Annotated in this window: 27 protein-coding genes, 1 pseudogene and 1 riboswitch; of the genes and pseudogenes, 14 read left to right on the top strand and 14 right to left on the bottom strand. The window is 67.4% G+C overall.

The genetic code is table 11. The features are described 5' to 3' along the window. Positions 1-8: 8 nt before the first annotated feature. A riboswitch (cobalamin riboswitch) is annotated at positions 9-231 on the top strand. A gap of 115 nt (positions 232-346) precedes the next feature. Beyond that, complete coding sequence (gene btuB, locus ACZLIB_RS02615; protein ID WP_478469087.1) at positions 347-2,191, top strand: TonB-dependent vitamin B12 receptor; 1,845 nt, start codon at positions 347-349, stop codon at positions 2,189-2,191. Between the two features lie 141 nt (positions 2,192-2,332). Here btuB and gph read toward each other — a convergent pair whose 3' ends face one another. The 3 genes from gph to ACZLIB_RS02600 all read right to left on the bottom strand — a co-directional run bounded on the left by gph (position 2,333) and on the right by ACZLIB_RS02600 (position 4,771). Next, a complete protein-coding gene (gph, locus tag ACZLIB_RS02610) occupies positions 2,333-2,989 on the bottom strand; it encodes a phosphoglycolate phosphatase (RefSeq protein ID WP_182267210.1) in 657 nt (218 codons plus the stop codon). Between the two features lie 64 nt (positions 2,990-3,053). Further along, positions 3,054-3,845 carry a class I SAM-dependent methyltransferase gene (locus tag ACZLIB_RS02605; protein WP_049398349.1) on the bottom strand — a complete coding sequence of 264 codons (792 nt, stop codon included), beginning with the start codon at positions 3,843-3,845 and terminating at the stop codon, positions 3,054-3,056. Next, a complete protein-coding gene (locus tag ACZLIB_RS02600) occupies positions 3,842-4,771 on the bottom strand; it encodes a LysR family transcriptional regulator (RefSeq protein WP_049398348.1) in 930 nt (309 codons plus the stop codon). Before ACZLIB_RS02600 ends, ACZLIB_RS02605 begins: the two co-directional genes overlap by 4 nt. Positions 4,772-4,879: 108 nt before the next feature. Here ACZLIB_RS02600 and ACZLIB_RS02595 point away from each other — a divergent pair, with 108 nt between their 5' ends. Together ACZLIB_RS02595 and ACZLIB_RS02590 are read left to right on the top strand one after the other, a co-directional pair. Continuing rightward, positions 4,880-5,518, top strand: coding sequence for an NAD(P)-dependent oxidoreductase (locus tag ACZLIB_RS02595; protein WP_478469085.1), 639 nt, complete (start codon positions 4,880-4,882; stop codon positions 5,516-5,518). A gap of 85 nt (positions 5,519-5,603) precedes the next feature. Beyond that, positions 5,604-6,515, top strand: coding sequence for an MBL fold metallo-hydrolase (locus ACZLIB_RS02590; protein WP_478469084.1), 912 nt, complete (start codon positions 5,604-5,606; stop codon positions 6,513-6,515). A 295-nt stretch (positions 6,516-6,810) separates the two neighbouring features. Here the strand turns inward: ACZLIB_RS02590 and dinB are convergent, their stop codons facing one another. After that, complete coding sequence (dinB, locus tag ACZLIB_RS02585) at positions 6,811-7,905, bottom strand: DNA polymerase IV (protein WP_478469082.1); 1,095 nt, start codon at positions 7,903-7,905, stop codon at positions 6,811-6,813. A 191-nt stretch (positions 7,906-8,096) separates the two neighbouring features. Between dinB and fabA the strand changes: the two genes are divergently transcribed. Both fabA and fabB read left to right on the top strand, forming a co-directional pair. Beyond that, the gene (gene fabA / locus ACZLIB_RS02580; protein WP_005407930.1) at positions 8,097-8,612 is read left to right on the top strand and encodes a 3-hydroxyacyl-[acyl-carrier-protein] dehydratase FabA; all 516 of its coding nucleotides are present in this window, start codon (positions 8,097-8,099) and stop codon (positions 8,610-8,612) included. Further along, positions 8,612-9,820 (top strand): beta-ketoacyl-ACP synthase I, encoded by a 1,209-nt coding sequence (gene fabB / locus ACZLIB_RS02575; RefSeq protein ID WP_014645811.1) that lies wholly within the window; start codon positions 8,612-8,614, stop codon positions 9,818-9,820. Before fabA ends, fabB begins: the two co-directional genes overlap by 1 nt. A gap of 244 nt (positions 9,821-10,064) precedes the next feature. On the opposite strand, the gene ACZLIB_RS02570 is transcribed toward fabB, so the two are convergent. Genes ACZLIB_RS02570 through ACZLIB_RS02560 form a run of 3 tightly spaced genes read right to left on the bottom strand, consistent with a single transcriptional unit; the run spans position 10,065 to position 12,507 of the window. After that, positions 10,065-10,748: an HAD family hydrolase gene (locus ACZLIB_RS02570; protein WP_032128736.1), complete on the bottom strand. Its 684-nt coding sequence runs from the start codon at positions 10,746-10,748 to the stop codon at positions 10,065-10,067. Beyond that, positions 10,745-11,446 (bottom strand): pseudouridine synthase, encoded by a 702-nt coding sequence (locus ACZLIB_RS02565; protein WP_005407927.1) that lies wholly within the window; start codon positions 11,444-11,446, stop codon positions 10,745-10,747. Before ACZLIB_RS02565 ends, ACZLIB_RS02570 begins: the two co-directional genes overlap by 4 nt. Continuing rightward, positions 11,443-12,507: a class I SAM-dependent methyltransferase gene (locus tag ACZLIB_RS02560; RefSeq protein WP_032128737.1), complete on the bottom strand. Its 1,065-nt coding sequence runs from the start codon at positions 12,505-12,507 to the stop codon at positions 11,443-11,445. The genes ACZLIB_RS02565 and ACZLIB_RS02560 overlap by 4 nt, the downstream gene beginning before the upstream one ends. Before the next feature lie 156 nt (positions 12,508-12,663). Between ACZLIB_RS02560 and ACZLIB_RS02555 the strand changes: the two genes are divergently transcribed. Then, on the top strand, positions 12,664-12,927 hold the full coding sequence (locus ACZLIB_RS02555) for a hypothetical protein (RefSeq protein WP_005407925.1): 264 nt from the start codon (positions 12,664-12,666) through the stop codon (positions 12,925-12,927). 166 nt (positions 12,928-13,093) lie between these two features. On the opposite strand, the gene ACZLIB_RS02550 is transcribed toward ACZLIB_RS02555, so the two are convergent. Together ACZLIB_RS02550 and ACZLIB_RS02545 are read right to left on the bottom strand one after the other, a co-directional pair. Continuing rightward, positions 13,094-13,384 (bottom strand): DUF3247 family protein, encoded by a 291-nt coding sequence (locus ACZLIB_RS02550; protein WP_032128738.1) that lies wholly within the window; start codon positions 13,382-13,384, stop codon positions 13,094-13,096. A 43-nt stretch (positions 13,385-13,427) separates the two neighbouring features. Beyond that, positions 13,428-15,416: a hybrid sensor histidine kinase/response regulator gene (locus ACZLIB_RS02545; RefSeq protein WP_478469080.1), complete on the bottom strand. Its 1,989-nt coding sequence runs from the start codon at positions 15,414-15,416 to the stop codon at positions 13,428-13,430. A 244-nt stretch (positions 15,417-15,660) separates the two neighbouring features. On the opposite strand from ACZLIB_RS02545, the gene ACZLIB_RS02540 reads away from it, so the two are divergent. Further along, entirely contained in the window at positions 15,661-16,224 is a 564-nt protein-coding gene (locus ACZLIB_RS02540; protein ID WP_478469079.1) for a DUF3016 domain-containing protein, read from the top strand. A gap of 563 nt (positions 16,225-16,787) precedes the next feature. Here the strand turns inward: ACZLIB_RS02540 and alr are convergent. Both alr and ACZLIB_RS02530 read right to left on the bottom strand, forming a co-directional pair. After that, the gene (alr, locus tag ACZLIB_RS02535; protein ID WP_125892444.1) at positions 16,788-17,858 is read right to left on the bottom strand and encodes an alanine racemase; all 1,071 of its coding nucleotides are present in this window, start codon (positions 17,856-17,858) and stop codon (positions 16,788-16,790) included. Further along, the gene (locus ACZLIB_RS02530) at positions 17,837-19,141 is read right to left on the bottom strand and encodes a D-amino acid dehydrogenase (RefSeq protein ID WP_032128742.1); all 1,305 of its coding nucleotides are present in this window, start codon (positions 19,139-19,141) and stop codon (positions 17,837-17,839) included. The genes alr and ACZLIB_RS02530 overlap by 22 nt, the downstream gene beginning before the upstream one ends. A gap of 149 nt (positions 19,142-19,290) precedes the next feature. Between ACZLIB_RS02530 and ACZLIB_RS02525 the strand changes: the two genes are divergently transcribed. Then, positions 19,291-19,770, top strand: a complete 480-nt coding sequence (locus ACZLIB_RS02525; protein ID WP_005407919.1) for a winged helix-turn-helix transcriptional regulator — start codon at positions 19,291-19,293, stop codon at positions 19,768-19,770. A gap of 56 nt (positions 19,771-19,826) precedes the next feature. Here the strand turns inward: ACZLIB_RS02525 and ACZLIB_RS02520 are convergent, their stop codons facing one another. Next, on the bottom strand, positions 19,827-20,006 hold the full coding sequence (locus tag ACZLIB_RS02520; protein ID WP_004140556.1) for a hypothetical protein: 180 nt from the start codon (positions 20,004-20,006) through the stop codon (positions 19,827-19,829). Between the two features lie 144 nt (positions 20,007-20,150). Then, entirely contained in the window at positions 20,151-20,528 is a 378-nt protein-coding gene (locus tag ACZLIB_RS02515) for a classical arabinogalactan protein 4 (RefSeq protein ID WP_478469078.1), read from the bottom strand. A 140-nt stretch (positions 20,529-20,668) separates the two neighbouring features. Between ACZLIB_RS02515 and msrB the strand changes: the two genes are divergently transcribed. The 5 genes and pseudogenes from msrB to ACZLIB_RS02490 all read left to right on the top strand — a co-directional run bounded on the left by msrB (position 20,669) and on the right by ACZLIB_RS02490 (position 23,940). Further along, the gene (msrB, locus tag ACZLIB_RS02510) at positions 20,669-21,136 is read left to right on the top strand and encodes a peptide-methionine (R)-S-oxide reductase MsrB (RefSeq protein ID WP_005415117.1); all 468 of its coding nucleotides are present in this window, start codon (positions 20,669-20,671) and stop codon (positions 21,134-21,136) included. 91 nt (positions 21,137-21,227) lie between these two features. Further along, positions 21,228-22,082 (top strand): flagellar motor stator protein MotA, encoded by an 855-nt coding sequence (motA, locus tag ACZLIB_RS02505; protein ID WP_032128746.1) that lies wholly within the window; start codon positions 21,228-21,230, stop codon positions 22,080-22,082. A gap of 3 nt (positions 22,083-22,085) precedes the next feature. After that, positions 22,086-23,025, top strand: a pseudogene (gene motB, locus ACZLIB_RS02500) (flagellar motor protein MotB). A 128-nt stretch (positions 23,026-23,153) separates the two neighbouring features. Continuing rightward, a complete protein-coding gene (locus tag ACZLIB_RS02495; RefSeq protein ID WP_032128748.1) occupies positions 23,154-23,651 on the top strand; it encodes a hypothetical protein in 498 nt (165 codons plus the stop codon). Positions 23,652-23,664: 13 nt separating this feature from the next. Continuing rightward, positions 23,665-23,940 (top strand): DUF4031 domain-containing protein, encoded by a 276-nt coding sequence (locus tag ACZLIB_RS02490; protein ID WP_049398338.1) that lies wholly within the window; start codon positions 23,665-23,667, stop codon positions 23,938-23,940. Positions 23,941-23,982: 42 nt separating this feature from the next. Here the strand turns inward: ACZLIB_RS02490 and ACZLIB_RS02485 are convergent, their stop codons facing one another. Beyond that, positions 23,983-24,525, bottom strand: coding sequence for a DUF6630 family protein (locus tag ACZLIB_RS02485; protein ID WP_005407911.1), 543 nt, complete (start codon positions 24,523-24,525; stop codon positions 23,983-23,985). A 90-nt stretch (positions 24,526-24,615) separates the two neighbouring features. Here ACZLIB_RS02485 and ACZLIB_RS02480 point away from each other — a divergent pair, with 90 nt between their 5' ends. Then, on the top strand, positions 24,616-24,864 hold the full coding sequence (locus ACZLIB_RS02480; protein WP_032128750.1) for a DUF3297 family protein: 249 nt from the start codon (positions 24,616-24,618) through the stop codon (positions 24,862-24,864). The last annotated feature ends 69 nt before the right edge of the window (positions 24,865-24,933 follow it).

Genomic DNA, 24,933 nt, shown 5'->3' with positions numbered 1-24,933 from the left:
GATGCCGTAGACTGCGCGCACTTCCAGGTGACCTGCGGCCACGGCCGGCAGGTTGAAACGGGAAGCCGGTGACGCGTGATGCCACGCCAGGCCGGCGCTGCCCCCGCAACGGTAAGCACGTCAGTTCCAGGCAACAACGCCACTGTGCCGCAGGCATGGGAAGGCGCCTGGACGGTGGCCTCGCGCCACCCGGCGGCAAGCCCGGAGACCGGCCAGGAAGCCTCAGGTCGCGATGCGGTGGGCATGGCGCTGGATGACCGCAGCCTGCGCTGCGGCGTCGGCGCATGCCTGCCTTCGCGGCTCCTCCCCTTCGCCACGCGGGCGTGCGTGGCACCTGGAGTCCCCCATGAAGCTGCAGTCCCGAATGCTGTCCCTGGCCGTGCTGGCCGCCCTGCCCGCGCTGGCCCAGGCCGCCGATGACACCACCGCGCTCGACCAGATCCTGGTTACCGCCACCCGCACCCCGATCGCCCTGCAGGACAGCATCGCGCCGGCCCAGGTGATCGACCGCGCGCAGATCGAATCCAGCCAGGCCACCTCGCTGCAGGAACTGCTGCGCGGCCGCGCCGGCATCAACCTGACCAACTCCGGCGGCCTCGGCAAGCAGAGCTCGCTGTTCCTGCGCGGCACCAACTCGGGCCACACCGTGGTGCTGGTGGATGGCGTGCGCATCAACAGTGCCGACCTCGGCCTGGCCATGTACCAGGACCTGCCACTGGCGCAGATCGAACGCGTGGAAATCGTGCGCGGCCCGCAGTCCAGCCTGTACGGTGCCGACGCCATTGGTGGCGTGATCCAGATCTTCACCCGCCGCAACCAGGGCGAATTCGCTCCGCACTTCCAGCTCGGCGGTGGCAGCAACGGCCTGCGCGAAGCCAGCGGCGGCATCGGCGGTGGCACCGAACGCGGCTGGTTCGGCGCCGACATCGCCTACCAGCATTCCGACGGCATCGATGCCTGCCGCGGCTCCGCCTCGGTGTTCACCGCGGGCTGCTTTGCCGACGAGCACGACCGCGACGGCTACCGCAACCTGTCCAAGAGCCTGCGCGGCGGCTACAGCTTCAACGACCAGTGGACCGTGGAAGGCAGCGCACTGCGCGCCGACGGCAAGAACCACTACGACGGTTACTACAACTATTCGGAAACCCGCCAGCAGGTGCTCGCTGGCAAAGTGCGCTACACCCCGTCTGAACGCCTGGCTTTCACAGCCAACGTCGGCCGCAGTGACAACGAGTCGGACAACTTCGGCGCACCGGGGGTGTTCGGCAGCGCGCAGACCCATCGCGACAGCGCCTCGCTGCAGGGCGACTTCGGCGTGGCCGAGGGCCAGCTGCTGAGTGCAGGCGTGGATTGGAGCGAAGACAACCTGGACGGCAGCAGCGCCGGATATCTCGTCGACAGCCGCCGCAACACCGGCGTGTTCGTGCAGTACCAGGGTCGCTTCGGCCACCATCAGCTGCAGGCCAGCGCGCGCAATGACGACAACCAGCAGTTCGGCAACCATGCCACCGGCAGCGTGGGCTGGGCGATGGAACTGGAGCACGGCCTGCGCGTCAATGCCAGCTACGGCACGGCGTTCAAGGCGCCGACCTTCAGCGACCTGTACGACCCGTGGAGCGGCGTGCCGACGTTGAACCCGGAGAAGTCCAAGAGCGCCAATCTCGGTGTTTCGCAGCAGGGCCAGGGCTGGCATTGGGGCCTGGATGTGTACGAGACCCGCATCGATGACCTGATCACCTACGATGCGTCCACGATGAAGATGCAGCAGGTGGAGAAGGCGCGCATCCGTGGTGCCGAGCTGACCGGTGGCGTGCTGTTGGCCGGCTTCGACATCAACGCGCAGCTGAGCTACACCGACCCGCGCAACCGCACCCATGGCAGCACCCAGTTCGACAACTGGCTGCCGCGCCGTGCGCAGCAGACCGCGCGCCTGGACGTCGACCGCCGCTTCGGTGACGTCCGCGCCGGCCTGACCGTGCAGGGTGCGGGCAAGCGCTATGACAACGCCAGCAACTCGGTGAAGGTTGGCGGCTACGGCACGCTGGACCTGCGCGCCGAGTACGCGCTGACGCCGTCGTGGTCGCTGCTGGCGCGCGCCGCCAACGTATTCGACCGCAGGTATGAGACCGTGGCGTGGTTCAACCAGCCGGGCCGCGAGTACCAGCTGAGCGTGCGTTACCAGCCGAAGTGACCGCGACGCTCATGGCAGTGCCGGCCGCTGGCCGGCACTACCATGACCTTCGGCAACGCATCCCGGGTTGCCGGCCAGCGGCCGGCACTACCCATTTCGTCAGCCCGGGTTACCGGCCGGCGACCAGGGATGTCCGTTGCATCAGCCCTGCAACCCCGGCAACTCACGCAGGTCGTCGATCACCGCCACCGCATGCGCGGTGGCCAGGTCCAGGCCACGCGGATAGCCGTAACGCACCAGTGCGATCGGCATGCCCGCATCTTCGGCGGCGCGGTAGTCGGTCAACGAATCACCGACCATCAGGCACGCCTCTACAGGCAGCCCGAAGTGCGCGGCGATATGCAGCAGCGGTTCACCACTGGGCTTGCGCTGCGGCAGGGAGTCGCCACCCAGCACCAGCGCGAACGCATCACCGATACCCAGGTGCTGCAGCAGTGGCGGCACCAGCGCTTCGGGCTTGTTGGTGCAGATCGCCAGCGGCACGTTGCGCGCACGCAGCTGCGTCAGCGCTTCGGCCACGCCATCGAACAGGCGCGGGCTGCGCAGCAGGCACTCACGGTAGTGCACCATGAACACCGGCATCACTTCGGCCAGGTCCACCTCGCGGCCGGCCGCATGCACGGCCTGTTCAACCAGGCGGCGCACACCGTCGCCGATCCAACCGAGCACCGTGGTTTCCGGCACGCGTGCCACACCGATGTCCTCCAGCGTGCGGTTCAGTGCTTCGGCGATATCAGCTGCGCTGTCGACCAGCGTGCCATCAAGGTCGAACACGACCAGCGGATAGGGATACGACAAGGGACGGCACCTGCATGACGTGGGGCCGTCCATTGTACGCCGCTGGTTTTTGCGCCGATCCGCCTCAGCCGATCCGGCGCGCGCGGGTCGCCAGGAAGGTGGGCAGATAGCGGTCGATCAGGAAGCGCGGCTGCGGCTGCCAGTCTTCCATGAAGCGATCGATGACGAAGCCGGCATCGAGCTGCCCACCGATCAGTTCGGTCAGGCTGTGGCCGAAGGTCAGCGCATCGCCGCGTGCCAGCTTTGCCTCGCGCTCGGCTGGCGCCAGGTCTTCCAGGTCCGAATAGGGAATGGCGTACTGCGGCCGGATCAATCCCTGTGCATCGAGCTGCGGATCACGCGCACCGACGAACAGCACCGGGTTGTAGAAGCTCGCCATCAGCATCCCGTCGCGTGCCAGCACACGGCGGCATTCGGTCCACACCGGGCGCACGTCGGGCACGTACAGGTTGGAGATCGGATGGAACACCACGTCGAAACTGTCGTTGGCAAACACGTGCAGATCGCGCATGTCACCCTGCACCGTGCGCAGCTGCAGGCCATCACGCGCAGCGACCTGGCGGTCCTGTTCCAGCTGCCCGTCGGAGAGATCGAACACGGTGACGTCAGCGCCCGCAGCGGCCAGCACCGGTGCCTGCTGGCCACCGCCCGAGGCCAGGCACAGGATGCGACGGCCCCGCACATCACCCATCCAGTCCAGTGGCAACGCGCGGGGCGTCAGGTGCACCTGCCAGCGGCCTTCGCGCGCGGCGGCAATCGTTGAACTTTCCACCGGGCGCGACCATTCGCGCACTTCGCTGGCCTGGCGGTCCCAGGCAGCACGGTTGTGGTCGATCAAGGCCTGTCCATGGTTCATGTGTTCTCCTTGCCCGGTGGGCGCCAATCCAGATCCTGGAAGGCCGGGCTGGCGAAACACTCGCCCAGGAAATCCAGGAATCGCCGCATGATAGCGGGCTGCTGGCGCCGTGACGCGTACACGGCATGAATGCCGAGTTCGTCCAGGCTGAATTCGGGCAGCAGTTCGATCAGCTCGCCACTGCGCAGCAGCGGCGCCACCTGGTAGGTCGGCAGCATGGCGATGCCGGCACCGGCGCGCACCGCCTCCAGCAGCAGCGAGGCCTCGTTGGCGCTGATGTTGCCGCCCACCGCCACCGACAGCGAACGCCCATCGCGGTGCAGCTGCCACAGGCTCTTGCCGACGTAGTGGTGGGTCAGGCAGTTGTGCGCGGCCAGGTGCTCGGGGGCGGTCGGTGTGCCACGCGCCTGCAGGTAGGATGGCGTCGCGCACAGCACCGAGCGGCAGGTGGCCAGCCGCCGTGCGATCAGGCTGGGATCGATCTGGCGCGCGATGCGCACCGCCAGATCCACCCGCTCCTCCACCAGGTTCACCGTGCGGTCGACCAGCAGCAGCTCGATGCGCGCCGCCGGATGGCGCGCGACGAAGCCGGCCACCGCCCGCGCCAGGTGGCTCTGCCCGAATGAGACGCTGGCGGTCACCCGCAGCGTCCCGTGCGGCTCGGGATCATCACTGGCCAGCTCGCCCTGCAGTTCTTCGCCGATCGCCAGCATCTGCCGGAAGCGCGCCAGCGCCGCCTCACCGGGGCCGGTCAGGCTGACCCGGCGCGTGGTCCGGTGCAGCAGGCGTGCGCCCAGCCAGCTCTCGACCTCGGCCAGGTAGCGGCTGACCATCGCCCGCGACATGTCCAGCACCTCGGCGGCGGCGGTGAGGCTGCCGCGCTCGGCCACCTCGACGAACACGGTCATGGCGGTCAATCGGTCCATATGCTCGATTCATGCAACAAACAAGCGCGTTATACGCTGTTTTTCGAGCAACTGCAGCAGCCTAGAGTGGCCCCATTCCCACCCCACACCGCCCCACGGAGTCCTGCCATGAAAACCGCCCTCGTTGGTTCCACCGGCAACATCGGCCGCCAGATCGCCCGCCACGCGCTGGCCCGCGGCCACCAACTCACTGTCATCGTGCGCAGCGCGCAGGACCTCCCGGCCGAGCTGGCCGGTGCCCATCCGGTGATCGCCTCGCTGGATGACCAGGACGCGCTGGTTGCCGCCATCACCGGCCACGACGTGCTGGCCAGTGCCTACGGCCCGCGCCCGGGCGATGACATCGGCCGCGTCGGCGAGATCGCCGCGCAGCTGGCCGCCGCCGCACGCAAGGCCGGCGTGCCCCGCCTGGTGGTGGTCGGTGGCGCCGGCAGCCTCGAAGTCGCACCCGGCGTGCAGCTGGTCGATACCCCCACCTTCCCGGAGGCCTACAAGCCGTACGCACTGGCCCACCGTGAGGCGTTCAACCGCCTGCAGGCAGTGGATGACCTGGACTGGACCTTCTTCTCGCCGGCCGCCGAAATCGGCCCGGGTGAAGAGCGCGGCCAGTACCGCGTACAGCCCAAGGCGTTCCTGGCCGACGCCAGCGGGCACAGCCGCATCAGCTACGCCGACTACGGCGCGGCGTTCGTCGCCGAGCTGGAAGCGCACCAGTACCCGAAGCAGATCATCACTGCGGCGTACTGATGCCAGGCCGCCGGGCATGGCCCGGCGCTACCCACCTGTGAGCCAGGCCCACGCCCGGCTCGCCGTCCGCCACAAGGAATGCCCCATGCGTACCGCTGCCCTGCTGCTTCCCCTCGCCCTGGCCGCCAGCTTCACCAGTGCGCCACTGCTCGCCGCGCCGGCCGCCGCAGCGCCGGCCACAGCCATGAAATCCCAGCTGCACCTGCAGACCTTCCATCCCGGCCCGCAGGCGATGTTCTCGGTGTCCTCGGTGCTGATCGAAGGCCGCCACGACGCGATCCTGGTCAATGCGCAGTTTGCTGCCAGCGACGCGCGCAAGCTGGTCGAGCTGATCCGTGCCAGCGGCAAGCAGCTGACCACGATCTACGTCAGCCACGGCGATCCGGATTACTACTTCGGCCTGGCCACCCTGCAGGACGCGTTCCCGCAGGCGCGCATCGTCGCCACCGCGCAGACCGTCGCCCACATCCAGCAGACCCAGGCCGGCAAGCTGGCCTACTGGGGGCCGAAGATGGGTGCCGACGTGCCGGCGCGCATCGTGGTGCCGCAGGTGCTGGACGGCGATGCCCTGCAACTGGAAGGCCAGCGCCTGCCGCTGATCGGCCTCGCTGGCCCGACCCCGGACCGCACGGTGCTATGGGTGCCGTCGCTGCGCGCGATCGTCGGTGGTATTCCGGTGGTAGCCGGTGAGCACGTGTGGATGGCCGATACGCAGACGCCGAAGTCGCACACCGACTGGCTGCAGACCCTGCAGCGGCTGCAGGCACTGAAGCCGAAGGTGGTGGTGCCGGGGCATTACGCGCCGGGTGCGGCGTTGGATGCCAGTGCGCTGCGCTTCACCGCGGACTACATCCGTGCGTTCGATGTTGAGGCGGCAAAGGCGAAGGACAGTGCGGCACTGGTGAAGGCGATGCAGGCGCGCTACCCGAAGCTGGCGGGCGTGGAGTCGCTGGAGTTGAGTGCGAAGGTGGCCAAGGGCGAGATGCAGTGGCCATGAGGTAGGGGGTTCTTTTGCAGGGCTGCGCCCTGCACCCGCTCAATGCAACGGCAACAGCCGAAGCAACAGCAACAGCTGGCTATCCGTGGGATGGCGAGGTGGGTCCGGTTGCGGGGGACGCCGTGAATCCGTCCATGGAGGCTCGGTCGCGCCATCCATGGCGCTCACGCCCCCGCAACCGGACCCACCCCGCCTTCGACAGTTCTCTGCGATCTGCCTGGATGGCATGTCTCCGCAACCTGTCTGGATGGCATGACCTGCTCTTGGTAGGTGTCGACCTTGGTCGACACGAAGATCAGCTACGTGGGGACTCGTTCGGCCCGTGCTCGAACAACTCGCCCTGCACCATCGGTTCCTTGTCGCGGAAACCACTGAGCCCGACGCCGACCAGGCGGTAACGCGTCTCCGCCGGCAGGTCGACGCGGGCGCGCAGGGCCAGGGCGATGTCGCGCAGTTCTTCCATCGATTCCGGCGGGCGCTCCGGGGTGAAGCTGCGGGTGAGGATGCGGAACTGCGCGGTCTTCAGTTTCAGCACCACGGTGTGGCCGACGCGTTCGGTCTTGCGCGTGGCGTTCCAGGTCTTCTCCGCCAGCTGCACGATGGCCTCACCCAGATCTTCCAGCGGCAGATCCTCGGCGAAGGTGTCTTCGGAGGAGATCGACTGCACCTGCTGGTCCGGCTCCACCGGCCGCTCGTCGATGCCGCGTGCGCGGTTGTACAGGCTGCGGCCGAAGCTGCCAAACGCCTCTTCCAGATCGATCAGTGCCCACTGCCGCAGGTCACCGCAGGTGACGATGCCGCGCGCGGCCAGCTTGCCTTCCATCACCTTGCCGACGCCGGGCACGCGGTTCACCGGCAGCGGCAGCAGGAACGCGTCCACCCGCTGCGGCGGAATCACGAACTGGCCATCGGGCTTGCGCCAGTCCGAAGCGATCTTGGCCAGGAACTTGTTCGGCGCGATCCCGGCTGAAGCGGTCAGGTTTGTCTCCTCGCGGATCTGCGCACGGATGGTGCGGGCGATGTCGGTGGCCAGTTCGATGCCGCTCTTCGGCTCGGTCACATCCAGGTAAGCCTCGTCCAGCGACAACGGTTCGACCAGGTCGGTGTGGCGCAGGAAGATCTCGCGCACGTGGCGTGACACCGCTTTGTAACGTGCGAAGTCCGGCGGCACGAAGATCGCATCCGGACACAGGCGTTCGGCACGCAACGCCGGCATCGCCGAACGCACGCCGAACACGCGTGCCTCGTACGAGGCCGCGCACACCACCGAGCGCGCGCCGCGCCATGCCACAACCACCGGCTTGCCGCGCAGTGACGGATCGTCGCGCTGCTCCACCGACGCGTAGAACGCGTCCATGTCGACGTGGATGATCTTGCGCAGTCGGGTCATGTCAGGCGGAAAGGGCGGGGGCGTGCCGAACGGGCCACACGCCGAAGTATGGTCGTTGCACATCAACAGGATGCGCGTATTCCATTGAAAACACTACGGCTGCGTACGGTTGAAATGTTTGATCGGCGCAGTTTCCACGGGCATCCTCGAGCGCTTGTTTCCCTGTTTCCCCGCTTCCAGGATTGTGCTTCATGACCCGTCTCCACGCGTTCAACCGCGAACAGCTGCTGGCCAGCGCACGCGGTGAACTGTTCGGCACCGCCGCCGGCCGTTTGCCCAACGATCCGATGCTGATGTTCGACCGCATCACCGACATCCGCGAGGACGGCGGACCGCATGGCAAGGGCATGGTACGCGCCGAACTGGATATCCGCCCGGACCTGTGGTTCTTCGGCTGCCACTTCATCGGCGACCCGGTGATGCCCGGCTGCCTCGGCCTGGATGCCATGTGGCAGCTGACCGGCTTCTTCCTGACCTGGCTGGGCGCCCCCGGCAAGGGCCGCGCCCTGGGCTGCGGCGAGGTGAAGTTCACCGGCCAGGTACTGCCGGAGGCCAAGCTGGTGCGCTACGAGATCGACATCAGCCGTGTCATCAACCGCAAGCTGGTGATGGCCCAGTCGGACGCCCGCATGTACGTGGATGACCGCGAAATCTACAGCGCGCGCGACCTGCGCGTCGGCCTGTTCACTGAAACCGGGAGCTTCTGATGCGTCGCGTCGTCATCACCGGCATGGGCATCACGTCCTGCCTCGGCAATGATCTGGATACCGTTTCGGCTGCGCTGCGCGAAGGGCGCTCGGGCATCACCGCCCTGGCCGACCACGCCGAAGCGGGCCTGCGCAGCCAGGTCGGCGGTCGCGTCGACCTCGACCTGGAGGCGCTGATCGACCGCAAGCAGAAGCGCTTCATGAGCGATGCGGCGGCCTTCGCCTACCTGTCCATGCGCGATGCGATCGCCGATGCCGGGCTCAGCCCCGAGCAGGTCAGCAACCTGCGCACCGGCCTGATCGCCGGTTCCGGCGGCGGCTCCAGCGAATGGCAGATCGGCGCAGTCGACCTGCTGCGCGAACGTGGTGTGCGCAAGGTCGGCCCGTACATGGTGCCGCGCACGATGTGCTCGACGGTCTCGGCCTGCCTGGCCACCGCCTACCAGATCAAGGGTGTCAGCTACTCGCTGTCGGCCGCCTGCGCGACCTCGGCGCACTGCATCGGCGCCGCCGCGGACATGATCCGCCATGGCGCGCAGGACATCATGTTCGCCGGTGGCGGTGAAGACCTGCACTGGTCGATGAGCGTGATGTTCGATGCGATGGGTGCGCTGTCGACCAGCTTCAACGAGACCCCGGCCAGCGCCTCGCGTCCGTACGACAAGGACCGCGACGGCTTCGTCATCGCCGGTGGCGGCGGCATGCTGGTGCTGGAGGACTACGACCACGCCGTTGCGCGCGGTGCGCACATCCATGCCGAGCTGATCGGTTACGGCGTGACGTCCGATGGCGCCGACATGGTCGCGCCGTCCGGTGAAGGCGCGGTGCGCTGCATGAAGATGGCGCTGCAGGGCGTCGATCGTCCGCTGGACTACCTCAACACCCACGGCACTTCCACGCCGCTGGGCGACGTCACCGAGCTCAACGCGATCCGCGAAGTGTTCGGCGATGCGGTGCCACCGCTGTCCTCGACCAAGGCGCTGTCCGGCCATTCGCTGGGTGCGGCCAGCGTGCATGAGGCGATCTACTGCCTGCTGATGATGCGCGATGGCTTCGTTGCCGGTTCGGCCAACATCGGCGAACTGGACCCGAAGGTGGAAAGCTTCCCGATCCTGCGCGAGAGCCGCGAGCAGAAGCTGGATACCGTGATGTCCAACAGCTTTGGCTTCGGTGGCACCAACGCGGCGCTGGTGTTCGGGCGGGTGTGATGGGGCAGGTGTGCCGACCCACAGTCGGCACCCGTAGAGTCGAGCTTGCTCGACTGCATTGAAAAGCGTGCCAACCAAGGTTGGCACCTACCGGGGCGTTTGGGCGTGCCAACCAAGGTCGGCACCTACCGGGGCGTTTGGGCGTGCCAACCAAGGTCGGCACCTACCAGGGCGTTTGGGCGTGCCAACCAAGGTTGGCACCTACCGGGGCATTGGGTGTGCCGACCAACGGTCGGCACCCACCTTATTTCAGCAGCAGCGGCAGCAGCAGCGCGTGCGCGTCCACCAGCGAGCCGACGATGCGGTGGCCCAGTGCGCGCAGCTCTTCATCCGGATGCACCAGGTCCGGCACCTGGATCACGGTCATGCCTGCCGCCAGCGCTGCACGCGTGCCGGCCGGTGAATCTTCCAGCGCCAGGCAGCGCTCGGGCACCTGGCCCAGCCGCTGCGCGGCCAGCAGGTAGATATCCGGCGCCGGCTTCGGCCGCGCCACATCACCACTGGTGATCACGGCATCGAAATACGGCAGCAGGCCGGCAGCGGCCAGCTTGCGGTTGGCCCGCGGCTGCCGCGTGGTGGTTGCCACCGCCCGCGGTACCGCGTGCGCTTTCAGCAGCTCCAGCAGCTCCAGAATGCCCGGACGCAGCGGCAGGCCGGTCTGTGTGCGTGCTTCGTACAGCTCATGGCAGCGTGCGGCCACCGCTTCGATCACGCTGTCCTCGATACCCTGCGCACGCAGCAGCGCGTGCGTGTCACGGTCACCGAGGCCGACCATGCGCAGGAACACGGTCTCGTCCAGGCCCAGCCCGAATTCGTCGGCCGCCTCGCTCCAGCAGGCCAGCGAGACCCGCTCGCTGTCGATCATCAGGCCGTCCATGTCAAAGATGACGGCGTCGGGCAGGAACGGCAGCGCAGCGATGGTGGTCATGGAGCGAACAGCGTATCCAGATCGGTGGAGGTGAGCTGCCGCCATTGCCCCTCGTCCAGTCCCTGCAGGTCCAGCCCGCCGACGCGGCTGCGGTGCAGGGCCTGCACGTGGTTGCCGGTGGCGGCGAACATGCGGCGTACCTGATGGTAGCGGCCTTCATGCAGTACCAGGCGTGCGCGACGCGCATCCAGCACTTCCAGTTCAGCCGGCAGCAGGGGGGTCTTCTCGGACTCCAGCATCAGCGTACCGCTGGCGAACAACGCCACTTCGTCGCCGCGCAGGTCGTCGCTCAGTTCCACTTCGTAGACCTTGGGCAGCTTCGACTTCGGCGAGATGATCCGGTGCAGCAGGCCGCCATCGTCGGTCAGCAGCAGCAGGCCGCTGGTCTCGCGGTCAAGGCGGCCCACGGTGGACAGCACCGGATCGCGGTCGCGGAAGCGCGGCGGCAGCAGGTCGTAGATCAGGCGGCCGGTGTCCTTGGTCGAACAGGTGTAGCCGGCCGGCTTGTGCAGCGCGATCGACAGCCCCACCGGCGGGTCCAGCGGCTCGCCGTCGACCCGGATCGCCTCGTGCGGCACCTGGTCGTCGGCATACAGCACCTCGCCGTCGGCGTCGGTGACGCGGCCTTCGCGGAACATCCACTGCACCTGCTTGCGGCTGCCATAGCCCAGGTTGGCGATAAGCTTGACCAGCTTCACTTGCCCTTCCCCTTCACCGCTTCCACCAGCTTGAAGCCATCACGCTCGGCGATCACGCGCACCGCGCCAAAGCTCTCGTTGAGCGTGTACTCGTACGGCAGGTGGCGGTTGGCCACCACGTACAGGCGTCCGCCCGGGCGCAGCGCCTGCGCGGCCACGGCGATGAAGCGCTGGCCGATGTCCGGGCGATCGGCGCGCGAGGGCGTGTGGAACGGCGGGTTGCTGATGATGACGTCGTAGCCCGGCTCGATGCCGGCGGTGACGTCCTGCCACAGGAAGCGCAGCGGCAGCGCGCGCGGCGGCGGCGCCAGGTTCAGTTCGGCCAGGGCCAACGCACGCTGCTCGGCTTCGTACAGATCCAGCGCGGTGATCTTCGGGCAGCGTTCCAGCAGCTCGCGCGACAGGTAGCCATAGCCCGCGCCGAGGTCGGCGGCACGCCCGGCCAGGTCGGCCGGCAGGTGCTCGGCCAACAGCGCCGACGCCGGGTCGATGCGATCCCAGGCGAACACGCCCGGGCGGCTGAGGAAACGGCCGCCGACGATCGGCCGCACCGCATCCAGTGCCGACCAGCGCTTGGCCAGGTCGGCGTCATGCTGACCCTGCATCGGGGCGGTCCAGTACACGCGGCAGTGGTTCTTGGTCAGGCTGCCGCCGAGGCCGGTCAGTTGCTTGAGGTCACCCTCGCCCGAACGTGCACCTTCGTTGTTGGACTGGCAGGCGACGATGCGGCCGCCGTCGGCGACCAGCGCCAGCGCGCGCGCGAACAGGGCACGGGCCTCCTCGCGCTGGCGCGGCGGCAGCACCAGCACCAGCGGGTAGCGGCCCTTGCCGGCCACATCATCCAGCTGGCCGCTGACGGTCCAGCCGGCGGCCTGCTGCAGCGGCTGCGCGAACGGGGCAAAGCTCTGCTCGCAATGCACTTCGCGGTTGCCGGCCACTTCGCGCAGCGGCCAGCCGTCGCGGGCACGCAGGAAGGCCACCGGGCCCTCCGGCCAGCGCAGGGCGCCTTGGGAGAACGGCAGGAACAGGGTCTGCAGGGGGGCGTCGTCGCTGGAGGCCATCGGCGCGGGTACTTCAAGCGTGAGGGCCGTCCATTGTACCGGCTTGGCCGGGCCGGCCCCCGCGGCCGCTTTGCGAAACCCGAACGGGGCCTTGATCTGCCAGCAACATTGAAACGTTCAGGGTAGAGGCTCCCCCGGAAACCCAGGAGAACCTGCATGCGAGCCTTGTTCGTCGGTGGCGTGGTCGACAACAGTGAAATGGACCTGGAAGGCAGCCATCCGCCCGTGCATTACCCCGAGGACACCGGCGGTGGCCACTCGCGCTACCGGCTGCACCAGGTCGGCCATGGTGCCGACGGAAGCGTGGCCTATGCGGTGTACGGCGCACCGGACCTGGCCGATGACGAGGTGGCCCGGGTCGCTGAAGAACGCGCCTACGCGCGCCGTTTCGAGGCGACGCCTACGTTGTTCGAGCATTGATCCCAACAGCCACGCATGGCGTGGCTCTACTGCAACCTCTGGAAAATCCACGCTGTGCGTGGACGGCATGAGGCCTGGCCGATGACGAGGTCACGCACATCCATGCGTGGCCCTTTCCATTTCCAGTAGATCCACGCCATGCGTGGATGGGGTTGGCAGGTTGCCGTCAGACCCTGGGCGGCAACCTGCGGATGCTGGCGATCTCGTCCAGCCACACATGGTGCTGCTGCACCGGCGTATCGTAGTCATCCAGGCGCAGCTGGCCGTTGCTGCCTTCGTCGCCGGCCTCGTTGCGGTATTGCTGCACCGTCGGTTTCACGGCGACGGTGCCGAGCAGCCGGCGACCATCCTGCAGGGTCAGTTCCACCTGCGTTTCGCCTTCCAGCTGCGGCAGCAGGGCTTCCAGGCGCGCGATCTGCGCCGGATCGGTATGGATGCGGGGAGCTGTACGGGACATCGGCGACCTCCTGCGTGCAGGGTCGCCGATCGGCCGTGAATGCTCAGTGCAGCGCGCTGTCCGCGCGTGGCACCTGCACTTTGCGTACCGCAGCCACCAGCTGTGCCACCGAGTACGGCTTGGCCACGTGTTCCTGGAAGCCCGACGCCAACGCTCGGCGCCGGTCATCGGCACGTGCCAGCGCGGTCACGGCAACCGCCGGCAGGGTCATCGCATCCACGCCCATGTCCTCGCGCAGCGTGCGCACCAGGCCATAGCCATCCATGCCCGGCATGCCGATGTCGGTCAGCATCACTTGGTACTGCAGGTGCCCGGTATCGGCCAGCAGCGCCAGCGCTTCACCGGCCGAGCTGGCTGCCGACACGCTTGCGCCCTGCTCTTCCAGCATGCGCCGCAGGTACTCCAGCACTTCCGGCTGGTCTTCCACCGCCAGCACGTGCATGCCACGCAGCGGATACGGCTCGACGATCACCGGCTCCAGGATCGGTCCGCTGATCACTTCGCGCAGCGGCCGCCGTTCGGCATCGGGAATGTGCTGCGGCAGGCGCACGGTGAAGGTGGCGCCGTGGCCATGGCCCTCGCTGGCAGCGGTGACGGTACCGCCATGCAGTTCAACCAGCTGCTGCACGATAGCCAGGCCCAGGCCGAGGCCGCCATGGCGTCGGGTGGTGGTGCCATCGGCCTGGCGGAAGCGGCTGAACAGATGATTGAGGAATTCGGGCGCGATGCCGTCGCCGGTGTCGCGCACGGTGATCACCCAGTGGTTGCCGTCGGCCTGCAGCTGCAGATCGATGCGGCCTTCGGCCGGGGTGAACTTGATCGCATTCGACAGCAGGTTCCACAACACCTGCTGCAGGCGGGTGGCATCGCCCAGCACCAGGCTGGGCTGCTCCGGCAGCTGCAGGCTCACGTCCAGCGCCTTGCCTTCGGCGACCAGCTCCTGCGCGCCGATGGCTTCGCCCAGCAGGTCGCGCAGGTCCAGTATCTCCACCTCCAGCTGCACCTTGCCCAGCAGCATGCTGCTGAGGTCGAGCATGTCCGAGATCAGCCGCTTCTGCGCACCGGCGCTGTTGGCGATCACGTTCAGGCCCTTGTACAGCGGGCTGGTGTTGTCCACGCGCTGCAGCAGCAGTTCGCTCCAACCGAGGATGGTGGTCAGTGGCGTACGCAGTTCATGCGACAGCGTGGCCAGGAACTCGTCCTTCAGCCGCGCCATGTTCTCCGCGGCGCTGCGCGCGGCACGCTCGGACTGCAGCAGCTCCTCGCGGGCCAGTTCGATCTCGCGGCGTTCGGTCACGTCCGGGCTGCTGCCGGCCAGGCCGATGAAGCGGCCCATCCGCGAGAAGCGCGGACGCGCGTTCATCTCCAACCAACGCCAGTCGCCATCGGCGCGTCGGGCCCGCACCAGCGCATGCATCGACCGCTGCGCCTTCAGCGCTTCCTGCAGTTCGTACTCGAATACCGACGCATCGTCCGGGTGCACCAGGCCACGCCAGACATCTTCCGGCACGCGCGTCTCGTCGCCGCCGAAGAACTCACTGAAAGCGCTGTTGACGAAACGGGCATGGCCGCGCTCGTCGAGCACCCACACCGGCATCGGCAGGCCATCGGCCAGCGCACTGAAGCGGGCTTCGCTTTCGCCCAGCTCCACTTCCATCTGCTTGCGCGCGGTGATGTCGAAGAACAGGATGCCGACCTTGTCCTCACCCGGGCGGCCCACGCGCACCGCATCCACCGCGAACGAGCGGCCCAGCGCACGCGCTTCCATCTCGAACTGTGCCGGCCGGCCACTGCGGGCAACTTCGCCGTAGATGCGGAACCAGTCTTCCTCGTGGCCCGGTTCCAGCGCCGTCATGCGCTGGCCACGCGCATCCTTCAGGCCGGTGTGGCGCTCGAAGGCGTCGTTGACCTCGATGAAACGATAGTCGACCGCACGATCGCCCTCGAACAGCACCTGGATCACGCAGAAACCGGCGTTGATGCGCTCAAGCACGCCATGATGCAGGTCGGGTTCGGGCGCCGGCACCATCATCGGTGGGCGCTCCACGAGGGGCGGCAGTGTGGACAAGGGCGTCAGTGCAGGCCGGGTTGGAGGCACAGCATCTTCCAAAGGGCGTATTCACAGCGTCAAGCGCCGTCAGTCATGGTTGACGACGATGAATTGGCGGCAACCACTCTTGTGCATGACGCAATCTGCCATTGCGGCGGCCCGGCCGCAGGATCACACTCGATCTGTGATCAACATCGTCCCCATCGCGGGGACGCAGGAGACCGTCATGAAACGCTCACTCGCGATTGCCCTGCTGGCAGGCGCCTTGGTGGCGGGCGGCGCCGCCGCTGCACCGCGCACCGTGACCGATGCGGACGCGCCACGTGCGTTGCAGGCCGATGGCCCGGTCAGCGTGAAATGGGAGGACCCGGCCAAATTCACCGAGATCCGCCAGAGCACCAACCGCTTCGAGGCCGAGCGTGGCGACTGGGTACAGCAGCTGGCACGCTACCTGCAGACCACCGCCGCCAAGCCGCTGCAGCCTGGGCAGACCCTCGATGTGACCCTGGTCGACATCAAGCGCGCCGGTGACTACGAGCCGTGGCATGGCCCGCGTGGCCGCGACATCCGGATCATGCGTGACATCTACCCGCCGCGGATCAGCCTGCAGTACACGTTGAAGGACGCCAGCGGCCGTATCGTCAGCGAGGGCGATGCGCGCCTCAGCGATACCGGCTACCTGCACAACCTGGGGCTGAAGAGCGACAGTGATCCGCTGCGCTACGAGAAGCGCCTGATCGATGACTGGGTGAAGCGGCAGCTGGTCAGCCAGGCCACCGCCGCGCGATGATCCCGGGCGACGCGACTCACCGGTAGGTGTCGACCTTGGTCGACACGCATTCAAAGCGCCGACCAAGGTCGGCCGCTACCAGAGCCGCGCCCGGCGGCCACTGCGCGTTAGACCCATCGGTAGGTGTCGACCTTGGTCGACACGCATTCACAGCGCCGACCAAGGTCGGCCGCTACCAGAGCCGTGCGCGCCGACCGGTCCCTACAGGTAGGTGTCGACCTTGGTCGACACGCATTCAAAGCGCTGACCAAGGTCGGCCGCTACCAGAGCCGAGCGCGCCGACCAGTCCCTACCGGTAGGTGTCGACCTTGGTCGACACGCATTCAGAGCGCCGACCAAGGTCGGCCGCTACCAGAGCCGTGCGCGCCGACCGGTCCCTACCGGTAGGTGTCGACCTTGGTCGACACGCATTCAAAGCGCTGACCAAAGTCGGCCGCTACCAGAGCCGCGCCCGGCGGCCACTGCGCGTTAGACCCATCGGTAGGTGTCGACCTTGGTCGACACGCATTCACAGCGCCGACCAAGGTCGGCCGCTACCAGAGCCGTGCACGGCCAGTGCTCGCTCAGTCCTGATAGACCTTCGCCACGCGCTTGACCGCGCACGGCAGCTGGTACGCGCTCACGCCACAGCGCGGCGCCAGTTCCGAAAGCGTCGGCGCTGAACCCCACAGTTCCACCACGCTGCCGATGCCGGCCTGCGCGTGCGCAGTCAGGTCCACGGTCAGCATGTCCATCGACACGCGCCCGATCAGGGCACCGGGCTGACCATCGATCAGCACCGGGGTGCCATTCGGGGCGAACTGCGGATAACCGTCGGCATAGCCGAGCGCGACCACGCCCACGCGGGTGCGTGCCTTGGCCACGAAGCGGGCGCCATAACCCACCGGCTCACCGGCCTCGATCCAGCGCTCGGCGATCACCTTCGACTGCATCGTCATCACCGGGCGCAGGCGCTCGGTCAGTACGGTGTTGTCCGGCAGCGGGTTGGCACCGTACAGCATCAGGCCCGGGCGCACCCAGTCGCTGCGTACATCCGGCCAGCCCAGCAGCGCCGGCGAGTTGCACACACTGGTCTCGCCATCGAGGCCGTCGATGGCCCGCGCGAACGTCGCCGCCTGCTCGTGGGTGCGCTCGCTGTCCAGCTCGTCGGCGCGTGCCAGGTGGGTCATCAGCACGATGCGCTCGACCTGCGGCAGCGCCGACAGGCGCGCATGCGCCGCACGGAAGCTGTCCACGTCCAGGCCGAGGCGATGCATGCCGCTGTCCAGCTTCAGCCACACCGTCAACGGACGCGGACTGTCGAAGGCAGCGACGGCCTCCAGCTGCCACGGCGAGCCGACGGCGAACCAGAAATCATGCTCGGCCACCAGCGCCATGTCGCTGGGCTCGAAGATGCCTTCCAGCAGCAGGATCGGCGCACGGATGCCGGCCTGGCGCAGTTCCAGCGCCTCTTCGATGGTGGCCACGCCGAAACCATCGGCCTCGCCTTCCAGTGCCTGCGCACAGCGCACTGCGCCGTGGCCATAGGCATCGGCCTTGATGATCGCCAGGGCCTTGCCACCGCCCAGTTCACGGGCGAGCCGGTAGTTGCTGCGCAGGGCGCCCAGATCGATCAGCGCGCGGGCAGGACGCATGTGCGGTTCTCTTGTTGCGGCGCGTGACCGTACTGGCCGTAGCGGAAAATATCCAGGCCTTCGGTGCTGATCTGCGGCTGGCGCGCGCTCATCAGGTCGGCCAGGTAGCGGCCCGAGCCGCACGCCATGGTCCAGCCCAGCGTGCCGTGGCCGGTGTTGAGGTACAGGTTGCGGAATGGCGTGGCGCCGATCACCGGCGTACCGTCCGGCGTGGCCGGGCGCAGGCCGGTCCAGAACTGCGCGCGCGACAGGTCGCCGCCCTTCGGGTAGAGATCGCTGACCACCAGCTCCAGGGTCTCGCGACGGCGCTGCGACAGCGACAGGTCGAAGCCGGCCACTTCGGCCATGCCACCGACGCGGATGCGGTCGTCGAAGCGGGTCACCGCCACCTTGTAGCTCTCATCAAGGATGGTCGAGGTCGGTGCCATCGCCGGGTCGGTGATCGGCAGCGTCAGCGAGTAGCCCTTCAGCGGATACACCGGCAGGCGCATGCCCAGCGATGCGACCAGCGCCGGCGAATAGCTGCCAAGCGCGACCACGAAGCGGTCGGCGGTTTCCAGCTTGCCATCGATGCGTACGCCGGTGATGCGATCGCCATCGAATTCCAGGCCGGTGATGTCCTGGTCGAAACGGAACTCGACCCCGGCATCCACGCACATCTGCGCCAGGCGGCGGGTGAACAGCTGGCAGTCGCCGGTCTGGTCACGCGGCAGGCGCAGCGCGCCCACCAGGCCGTCGACATGGGCCAGGGCCGGTTCGGCCTGGATGATGCCGGCGCGATCCAGCACTTCGTACGGCACGCCGTACTGGGCCAGGATCTCGATGTCCTGCGCCGAGGCATCCAGCTGCTGCTGGGTGCGGAACAGCTGGGTGGTGCCCAGGTCGCGGCCTTCGAACTCGATGCCGATCTGCGCGCGCAGCTCGTTCAGGCAGTCGCGGCTGTACTCGGACATGCGCACCATGCGCGCCTTGTTGATCGCGTAGCGCTCGTGGGTGCAGTTGCGCAGCATCTGCCACAGCCAGCGGTACTGGGCCAGGTCCATGCCCGGCTTGATCGCCAGCGGCGCATGCTTCTCGAACAGCCAACCGATGGCCTTCTTCGGCACGCCCGGGGCGGCCCACGGCGAGGTGTAGCCGAACGACAGCTGGCCGGCATTGGCGAAGCTGGTTTCCAGCGCCGGGCCGGGTTGGCGGTCGATGACCGTGACTTCAAACCCGGCCTGTCGCAGGTACCAGGCACTGGTGGTGCCGATCACGCCGCTGCCGAGAACTAGGACTCGCATGGGACTTCTCCAACCCGATCATTCCCTGCACTGGAGCGTGCCGGGACCATAATTGGGGAAGTATAGACAGCCATTCCCAGTTGATTTGCCTGATTTGCAATCAACCGGCAGGATGTTCTTCTGCAATTCATTCCCCAAGGTTGACGGCCATGGCCACCCGTACCCGCGAACTGGACAAGATCGACCGCAAGATCCTGCGCATCCTGCAGGCCGAGGGCCGTATCTCCTTCACCGAACTGGGCGAGCGGGTCGGCCTGTCCACCACCCCGTGCACCGAGCGCGTGCGCCGGCTCGAGCGCGAAGGGGTGATCACCGGTTACCACGCCCACCTCGACCCGGCGGCGGTGAAAGCCAGCCTGCTGGTGTTCGTGGAGATCAGCCTGGCCTACAAGTCCGGCGACATCTTCGAGGAGTTCCGGCGCGCCGCCCTGAAGCTGCCCAACGTGCTGGAGTGCCACCTGGTCTCGGGCGACTTCGATTACCTGCTGAAGGCGCGGATCAGCGAAATGGCCTCCTACCGCAAGCTGCTCGGCAGCACCTTGCTGACACTGCCGCATGTACGAGAGTCGAAGAGCTACATCGTGATGGAAGAAGTGAAGGAAACGCTGAGCCTGCCGATTCCGGATTGAGTCCGGAACGGTAGTGGGGCCAGATCCCGTGCAGCGGGCTCTGACCCCCAGGTCCGTCAGCGCTGCTGCGGATGCTTCTGCGAGCGCTGTTCCTGCTGCTTGCCACCCTTGTGCGGCTGCTGCGGGTCCATCTGTTGCTGTTGCTGCTGTTGCTGCGGGTTGCGGCCCTGCGGTTCCTTGCCGGGATGACGGTTCTGCTGGTTTTTCATGATCGCGATCCAGTGGACGAAGGACATGCGGCGGCGCAATGCCGGCGCACGGTCACGTTGGTCCCGGAACGGTTAATCGCAGGCGAAAAAGCAGTGATCTGCAGGACGTTGTTTTCGTGCGTTCAGGCCGGACAGCGTGCGGTAGCCGCCAACCTCGTTTGGCACCCGTGATCAGCGCTTGATCTGCTGGCCATCGCCGGCCGGCACGCTGTCGTAATAGCGGCCGGTACGCGAATCGAACACGCGGTTCGGACCGGCCGGGCGTACCCCGGGGACGATACGGCCATTGCGGTCGTACACCTTGTCGGCCGGCTTCGGTACCGGGGTGGGCGCGATCTGGGCGGGGCCGGTTGACTTGATCGGCTGCGCCGGCTGCGGCGAGGGCAGGACCTGCGGCTGCGGGCGGGCGGCCTGCGGCGGCGGCATCACCGGCTGCGGTGCCACGGTGGTGGCACTGCGGGTGGCGGTCGGGCTCGACGACGTCGGTACCTGGGCCTGCGCGACCAGGGGCAACAGGGCCATCAACAGCAGGGAAAGGGTCGGTTTCATGTCACGCTCCGGCGTGGATCACATGTACCTTGCGCCTGCACCTGTGTGCCGGCCATGAACGGCCATCACACTTGCAAGCGCGCGCCGGCACCCCCACGTTTTCCGCCATCCCCAGGCCATCAACCCCACGGAGCGCCGCCATGACTGCCTTCGACCTGACGCCCCCCACCGCCACCCAGACCGAGGCGCTGATCGCTGGCCTCAGCAGTGAAGAGCGCCGCGTGCTGCTGCAGCACGGTACCGAGGCGCCGTTCTGCGGCGTGTTCCTCGACAACAAGCGCGAGGGCGTCTACTGCTGCCGGCTGTGCGCGCTGCCGCTGTTCCGCTCCAGCACCAAGTTCGATTCCGGCACCGGTTGGCCGAGCTTCTTCGCCCCGTTCGACCCGGCGCACGTGCGCGAGATCCGCGATACCAGCCACGGCATGGTCCGCACCGAGATCACCTGCGCGCGCTGCGGCAGCCACCTGGGTCACGTTTTCCCGGACGGCCCGCCGCCCACCTACGAGCGCCACTGCCTGAACTCCGTCTCACTTTCGTTCACCGGTAATGGCGAGCCCTGGCCCGACCCGTTGCAGCGTGGCGGCGCCGAAAGCGGCGTGGCGGGCTGAAACACCCCGCTGACCGATTTCACAGAATTCCCTCTTCAGAAATCCGGGCGACGGGCCGACAAGGAGATATCCCCTCTCCTTGCGTCGCCCCATGCTCATCATCGTTGGATTCCTGGTCGTCATCGTCAGCGTGATCGGGGGCTATCTCGGCGCCCACGGCCGCCTGGGTGCCCTCTGGCAGCCCTACGAGCTGGTCATCATCGGCGGCGCCGCGCTCGGCGCCTTCCTGGTCGGCACCCCGGCCAAGACGGTCAAGCAGACCCTGCAGGCCATGGTCGGCGTGTTCAAGGGCCCGCGCTACAAGCAGCAGGACTACATCGATGTGCTCAGCCTGCTCTACGAACTGCTCAACAAGGCCCGCCGCGAAGGCTTCATGGCGCTGGAAGACCACGTCGAGCGCCCGGCCGAAAGCGCGCTGTTCGGCAACTACCCCAAGGTGCAGGCCGACCACCACCTGATCGACTTCATCACCGACTGCCTGCGCCTGATGATCGGCAGCAACATCGAGCCACACGAGCTGGAGCCGCTGCTGGAACTGGAGCTGGAAAAGCACCACGCCGAGGCCATGGCGCCGTCGCAGGTGCTGACCAAGGTCGCCGACGGACTGCCCGGTTTCGGCATCGTCGCGGCGGTGCTCGGCATCGTCATCACCATGGGTTCGATCGGCGGGGATATCGTCGAGGTCGGCGGCCATGTGGCCGGCGCGCTGGTCGGTACCTTCCTGGGCATCCTGCTGGGCTACGGTTTCGTCGGCCCGATGGCGGCCGCGATGGAAGCGCGCGCCGAGCAGGACAGCCGCATCTACGAATCGGTGAAGACCGCGCTGCTGGCCTGTCTGCGTGGCTACAACCCGAAGATCGCGCTGGAATTCGCCCGCAAGACGCTGCCGTCGAACGTGCGCCCGGCCTTCTCCGATTTCGAGCAGCACCTGAAGACGGTCAAGTAAGCCATGGCCGAGACAAAGCCCACCGTCATCGTCCGCCGGGTCAAGAAGGCCGGCCACGCCGCCCATCATGGCGGTTCGTGGAAGGTGGCCTATGCCGACTTCGTGACCGCGATGATGGCGTTCTTCCTGGTGTTGTGGCTGATGGCCACCACCAACAAGAACGACCGTGCGGCCATTTCCGAGTACTTCCGCAACCCCAGCCCGCTGAGCGGGCAGAACGCCACGCCGGCGCCCGGCATGGCCGGCCCTGGGCGGCGCCAGCACCTCGATGATCAAGCTCGGCGGTGCCACCGACATCTCGCGGGGCAGCAGCAACGATCCCTTCCAGAACCAGAAGGAGGCGGTGCCCCAGCCGGTGGACCAGCAGCAGCGCGACAAGCAGCAGCTGGAAGCGCTGATGAAGGAACTGCAGGAGGCGATCAGCAAGAGCCAGGCGCTGGAGCCGTTCAAGGACCAGCTGCTGCTGGATCTGACCCCGGAAGGCCTGCGCATCCAGATCGTGGACAAGCAGAACCGGCCGATGTTCGACCTCGGCAGCGCCACGCTGAAGCCGTACACGCAGCAGATCCTGCACGAGTTGGCAAACTACCTGAACCACGTGCCGAACCGGATCAGCCTGACCGGCCACACCGACATCACCGCCTATTCGGCCGCGCGCGGCTACGGCAACTGGGAACTGAGCGCCGATCGTGCCAACGCCGCACGGCGCGCACTGGTGGACGGCGGCCTGGAGGACAGCAAGATCACCCGCGTGGTCGGCCTGTCGTCGTCGGTGCTGTTCGACAAGGCCGACCCGCAGAACCCGATCAACCGCCGCATCAGCATCGTGGTGATGACCCAGGCCGCCGAAGCAGCCGCCCTGGCCGGTGCCGGCCCGCAGGTGGGGCTGTCGGCCCCCGCCGCCGACCCGGACGTGCAGGCCGCGCAGGGGCCGGCAAAGTAAACGGTAGGTGCGGACCTTGGTCCGCACATCCGGGAAAAGCGTGCGGACCAAGGTCCGCACCCACCAGGGGCATGACCCGGCGCACCCGCTACAATGGCGGTCTTTCCGTTTCCAGGTGACTCCACCCCATGTCCCAGAACTCCAAGGCCAAGCGCGACAAGCGCAAGAAGCAGCAGGCCAAGCGCCCGTTCCTCCGCCTGAATGCCCAGCAGCAGGTGCAGAACCATGCCGTGCTGACCAACGAAGACGGCCAGGTGGTTGCGGCCATCGGCCTGCAGGGCCGTGAGTGGCTGCTGGCCATCGGCGGCCAGACCATGGGCAACGCCGAGAACCCGGTGCCGATGCTGGCCATGCTCAAGCACCTGGCCAACGTGCAGGAGAAGGAAGGCCGCAAGGTCAACCTGGAGTACTCCGAACTGCTGCAGAAGCTGCTGGACACCCTGGCCGCCGAATCCGAGCAGACCGCTGACGAGTATCTGGACAAGCTGGTCGCCGAGTTCGAAGGCGTCGACGCTGCTGAGGGCGAGGAAGGCGAAGCCGCCGAGGGCGACGTGGCCGAAGAAGCCGCTGCCGAGGCCGCTCCGGCCGCTCCGGCCGCTGACAGCGACAGCAAGCCGCAGGCCTGAACCGGCCGCGGCGGTGACGGTCTACGTCGATGACGCGGTGCATCCCTGGCGCGGACAGCGCTGGGCGCACCTGATGGCCGACACCCTGGCCGAGCTGCACGCGATGGCGGCGCAGCTCGGCATTCCCCCGCGGGCCTTCCAGAACAAGGCCAGCGGCGCCCACTACGACGTCACCGCCGAGCTGCGTACGCAGGCGATCGCGCTCGGCGCGCAGGCGATCTCAAGGCACACCGACCGCGCGCTGGTCAAAGCGGTGATCGCCAACGCCAGGGCGCAGTACCGGCCGTAGATGGGAGCGCCGCCGGGCATGGCCCGGCGCTACCGATCAATCTCAGAACGGGTCGCTGCCCAGCCGGATTTCCACGTTCAGCAGCGAGCACAGCGCCAGCATCGCGTCATCGTCGCGGGTCAGCGCCATCACGCCGGTGAAGCCGTCGCTGCCGGCATCCACGCTCCACAGCGTGTAGTTGTGCTCGCGCAGGCGGTCGAAGGCGGTGGACATCAGCTGCACGCCGTCCAGGTCTTCGGCGAAGTCCTCGTCGTCCAGGTCGCCGCCCCAGTCCAGCTGCAGGTTGAAGCGCGCCGACAGCTCGTTCACCGCCGACTGCAGCGATTCCAGGTCATCTCGTTCCACCTCGAAACCGGACTGCCAGGCGATGGCCGTGAACAGGGCCGGCAGCCAGTCGCTGTCCGCTTCCAGCGGCTGCCCGTCCTCGGCCAGGTGTTCGCGCCAGCGGTTGAACTGCTGCAGGGCCAGTTCCTCGTCGCCCGGGTTGATCAGCACCAGCAGGTTCCAGACCCGTGCCTCGAAGCCATCTTCGTCGAAGTCGTGGATGTCTTCCTCGAAGTCGAAATAGTCGCTGTTGTCTGGCATGGCGGAACTTCCTCTGGGGCAGGCCGGCATTCTACGGTTTATCCTGTGCCGCTGAAGCCGGCCTTGGTGGCCGTCACTGTGAATGAAGCGATGAGCGATACCCCTCCCGACCACCTGGCGATCAACCCGGCCAGCCCCTTCCATGATGCGCAGGCGCTGGAGCGCGGCGTTGGCGTGCGTTTCAACGACGTCGAGCGCGACAACGTTGAGGAATACTCGGTCAGCGAAGGCTGGATCCGCGTGCAGGCCGGCAAGGCCCGCGACCGCCGCGGCAACCCGATGACCATCAAGGTCAAGGGCAAGGTTGAGGCGTATTTCCTGGACCAGAAGCCGGAATAACCGGCTTGTGTAGAGTCGAGCCATGCTCGACTGCTTTCCGTTCCGGGTTCATGACGCCTGGGGCAAGAG

Source organism: Stenotrophomonas sp. 220_Sma (assembly GCF_056487375.1).
Note: the sequence above shows the minus strand (reverse complement) of the source record. Positions and strands in the feature narration are given on the sequence as shown.

Coding starts and splice junctions, on each gene's coding strand:
- ACZLIB_RS02540 (WP_478469079.1), top strand. CDS start 15,661: ATGAAACGCTCACTCGCGATTGCCCTGCTGGCAGGCGCCTTGGTGGCG.
- ACZLIB_RS02595 (WP_478469085.1), top strand. CDS start 4,880: ATGAAAACCGCCCTCGTTGGTTCCACCGGCAACATCGGCCGCCAGATC.
- dinB (WP_478469082.1), bottom strand. CDS start 7,905: ATGACCCGACTGCGCAAGATCATCCACGTCGACATGGACGCGTTCTAC.
- ACZLIB_RS02590 (WP_478469084.1), top strand. CDS start 5,604: ATGCGTACCGCTGCCCTGCTGCTTCCCCTCGCCCTGGCCGCCAGCTTC.
- ACZLIB_RS02520 (WP_004140556.1), bottom strand. CDS start 20,006: ATGTCCTTCGTCCACTGGATCGCGATCATGAAAAACCAGCAGAACCGT.
- ACZLIB_RS02530 (WP_032128742.1), bottom strand. CDS start 19,141: ATGCGAGTCCTAGTTCTCGGCAGCGGCGTGATCGGCACCACCAGTGCC.
- ACZLIB_RS02570 (WP_032128736.1), bottom strand. CDS start 10,748: ATGACCACCATCGCTGCGCTGCCGTTCCTGCCCGACGCCGTCATCTTT.
- ACZLIB_RS02605 (WP_049398349.1), bottom strand. CDS start 3,845: ATGAACCATGGACAGGCCTTGATCGACCACAACCGTGCTGCCTGGGAC.
- ACZLIB_RS02555 (WP_005407925.1), top strand. CDS start 12,664: ATGCGAGCCTTGTTCGTCGGTGGCGTGGTCGACAACAGTGAAATGGAC.
- ACZLIB_RS02515 (WP_478469078.1), bottom strand. CDS start 20,528: ATGAAACCGACCCTTTCCCTGCTGTTGATGGCCCTGTTGCCCCTGGTC.
- ACZLIB_RS02560 (WP_032128737.1), bottom strand. CDS start 12,507: ATGGCCTCCAGCGACGACGCCCCCCTGCAGACCCTGTTCCTGCCGTTC.
- motA (WP_032128746.1), top strand. CDS start 21,228: ATGCTCATCATCGTTGGATTCCTGGTCGTCATCGTCAGCGTGATCGGG.
- ACZLIB_RS02525 (WP_005407919.1), top strand. CDS start 19,291: ATGGCCACCCGTACCCGCGAACTGGACAAGATCGACCGCAAGATCCTG.
- msrB (WP_005415117.1), top strand. CDS start 20,669: ATGACTGCCTTCGACCTGACGCCCCCCACCGCCACCCAGACCGAGGCG.
- fabB (WP_014645811.1), top strand. CDS start 8,612: ATGCGTCGCGTCGTCATCACCGGCATGGGCATCACGTCCTGCCTCGGC.
- ACZLIB_RS02480 (WP_032128750.1), top strand. CDS start 24,616: ATGAGCGATACCCCTCCCGACCACCTGGCGATCAACCCGGCCAGCCCC.
- ACZLIB_RS02600 (WP_049398348.1), bottom strand. CDS start 4,771: ATGGACCGATTGACCGCCATGACCGTGTTCGTCGAGGTGGCCGAGCGC.
- alr (WP_125892444.1), bottom strand. CDS start 17,858: ATGCGTCCTGCCCGCGCGCTGATCGATCTGGGCGCCCTGCGCAGCAAC.
- ACZLIB_RS02495 (WP_032128748.1), top strand. CDS start 23,154: ATGTCCCAGAACTCCAAGGCCAAGCGCGACAAGCGCAAGAAGCAGCAG.
- btuB (WP_478469087.1), top strand. CDS start 347: ATGAAGCTGCAGTCCCGAATGCTGTCCCTGGCCGTGCTGGCCGCCCTG.
- ACZLIB_RS02550 (WP_032128738.1), bottom strand. CDS start 13,384: ATGTCCCGTACAGCTCCCCGCATCCATACCGATCCGGCGCAGATCGCG.
- ACZLIB_RS02545 (WP_478469080.1), bottom strand. CDS start 15,416: ATGATGGTGCCGGCGCCCGAACCCGACCTGCATCATGGCGTGCTTGAG.
- fabA (WP_005407930.1), top strand. CDS start 8,097: ATGACCCGTCTCCACGCGTTCAACCGCGAACAGCTGCTGGCCAGCGCA.
- ACZLIB_RS02485 (WP_005407911.1), bottom strand. CDS start 24,525: ATGCCAGACAACAGCGACTATTTCGACTTCGAGGAAGACATCCACGAC.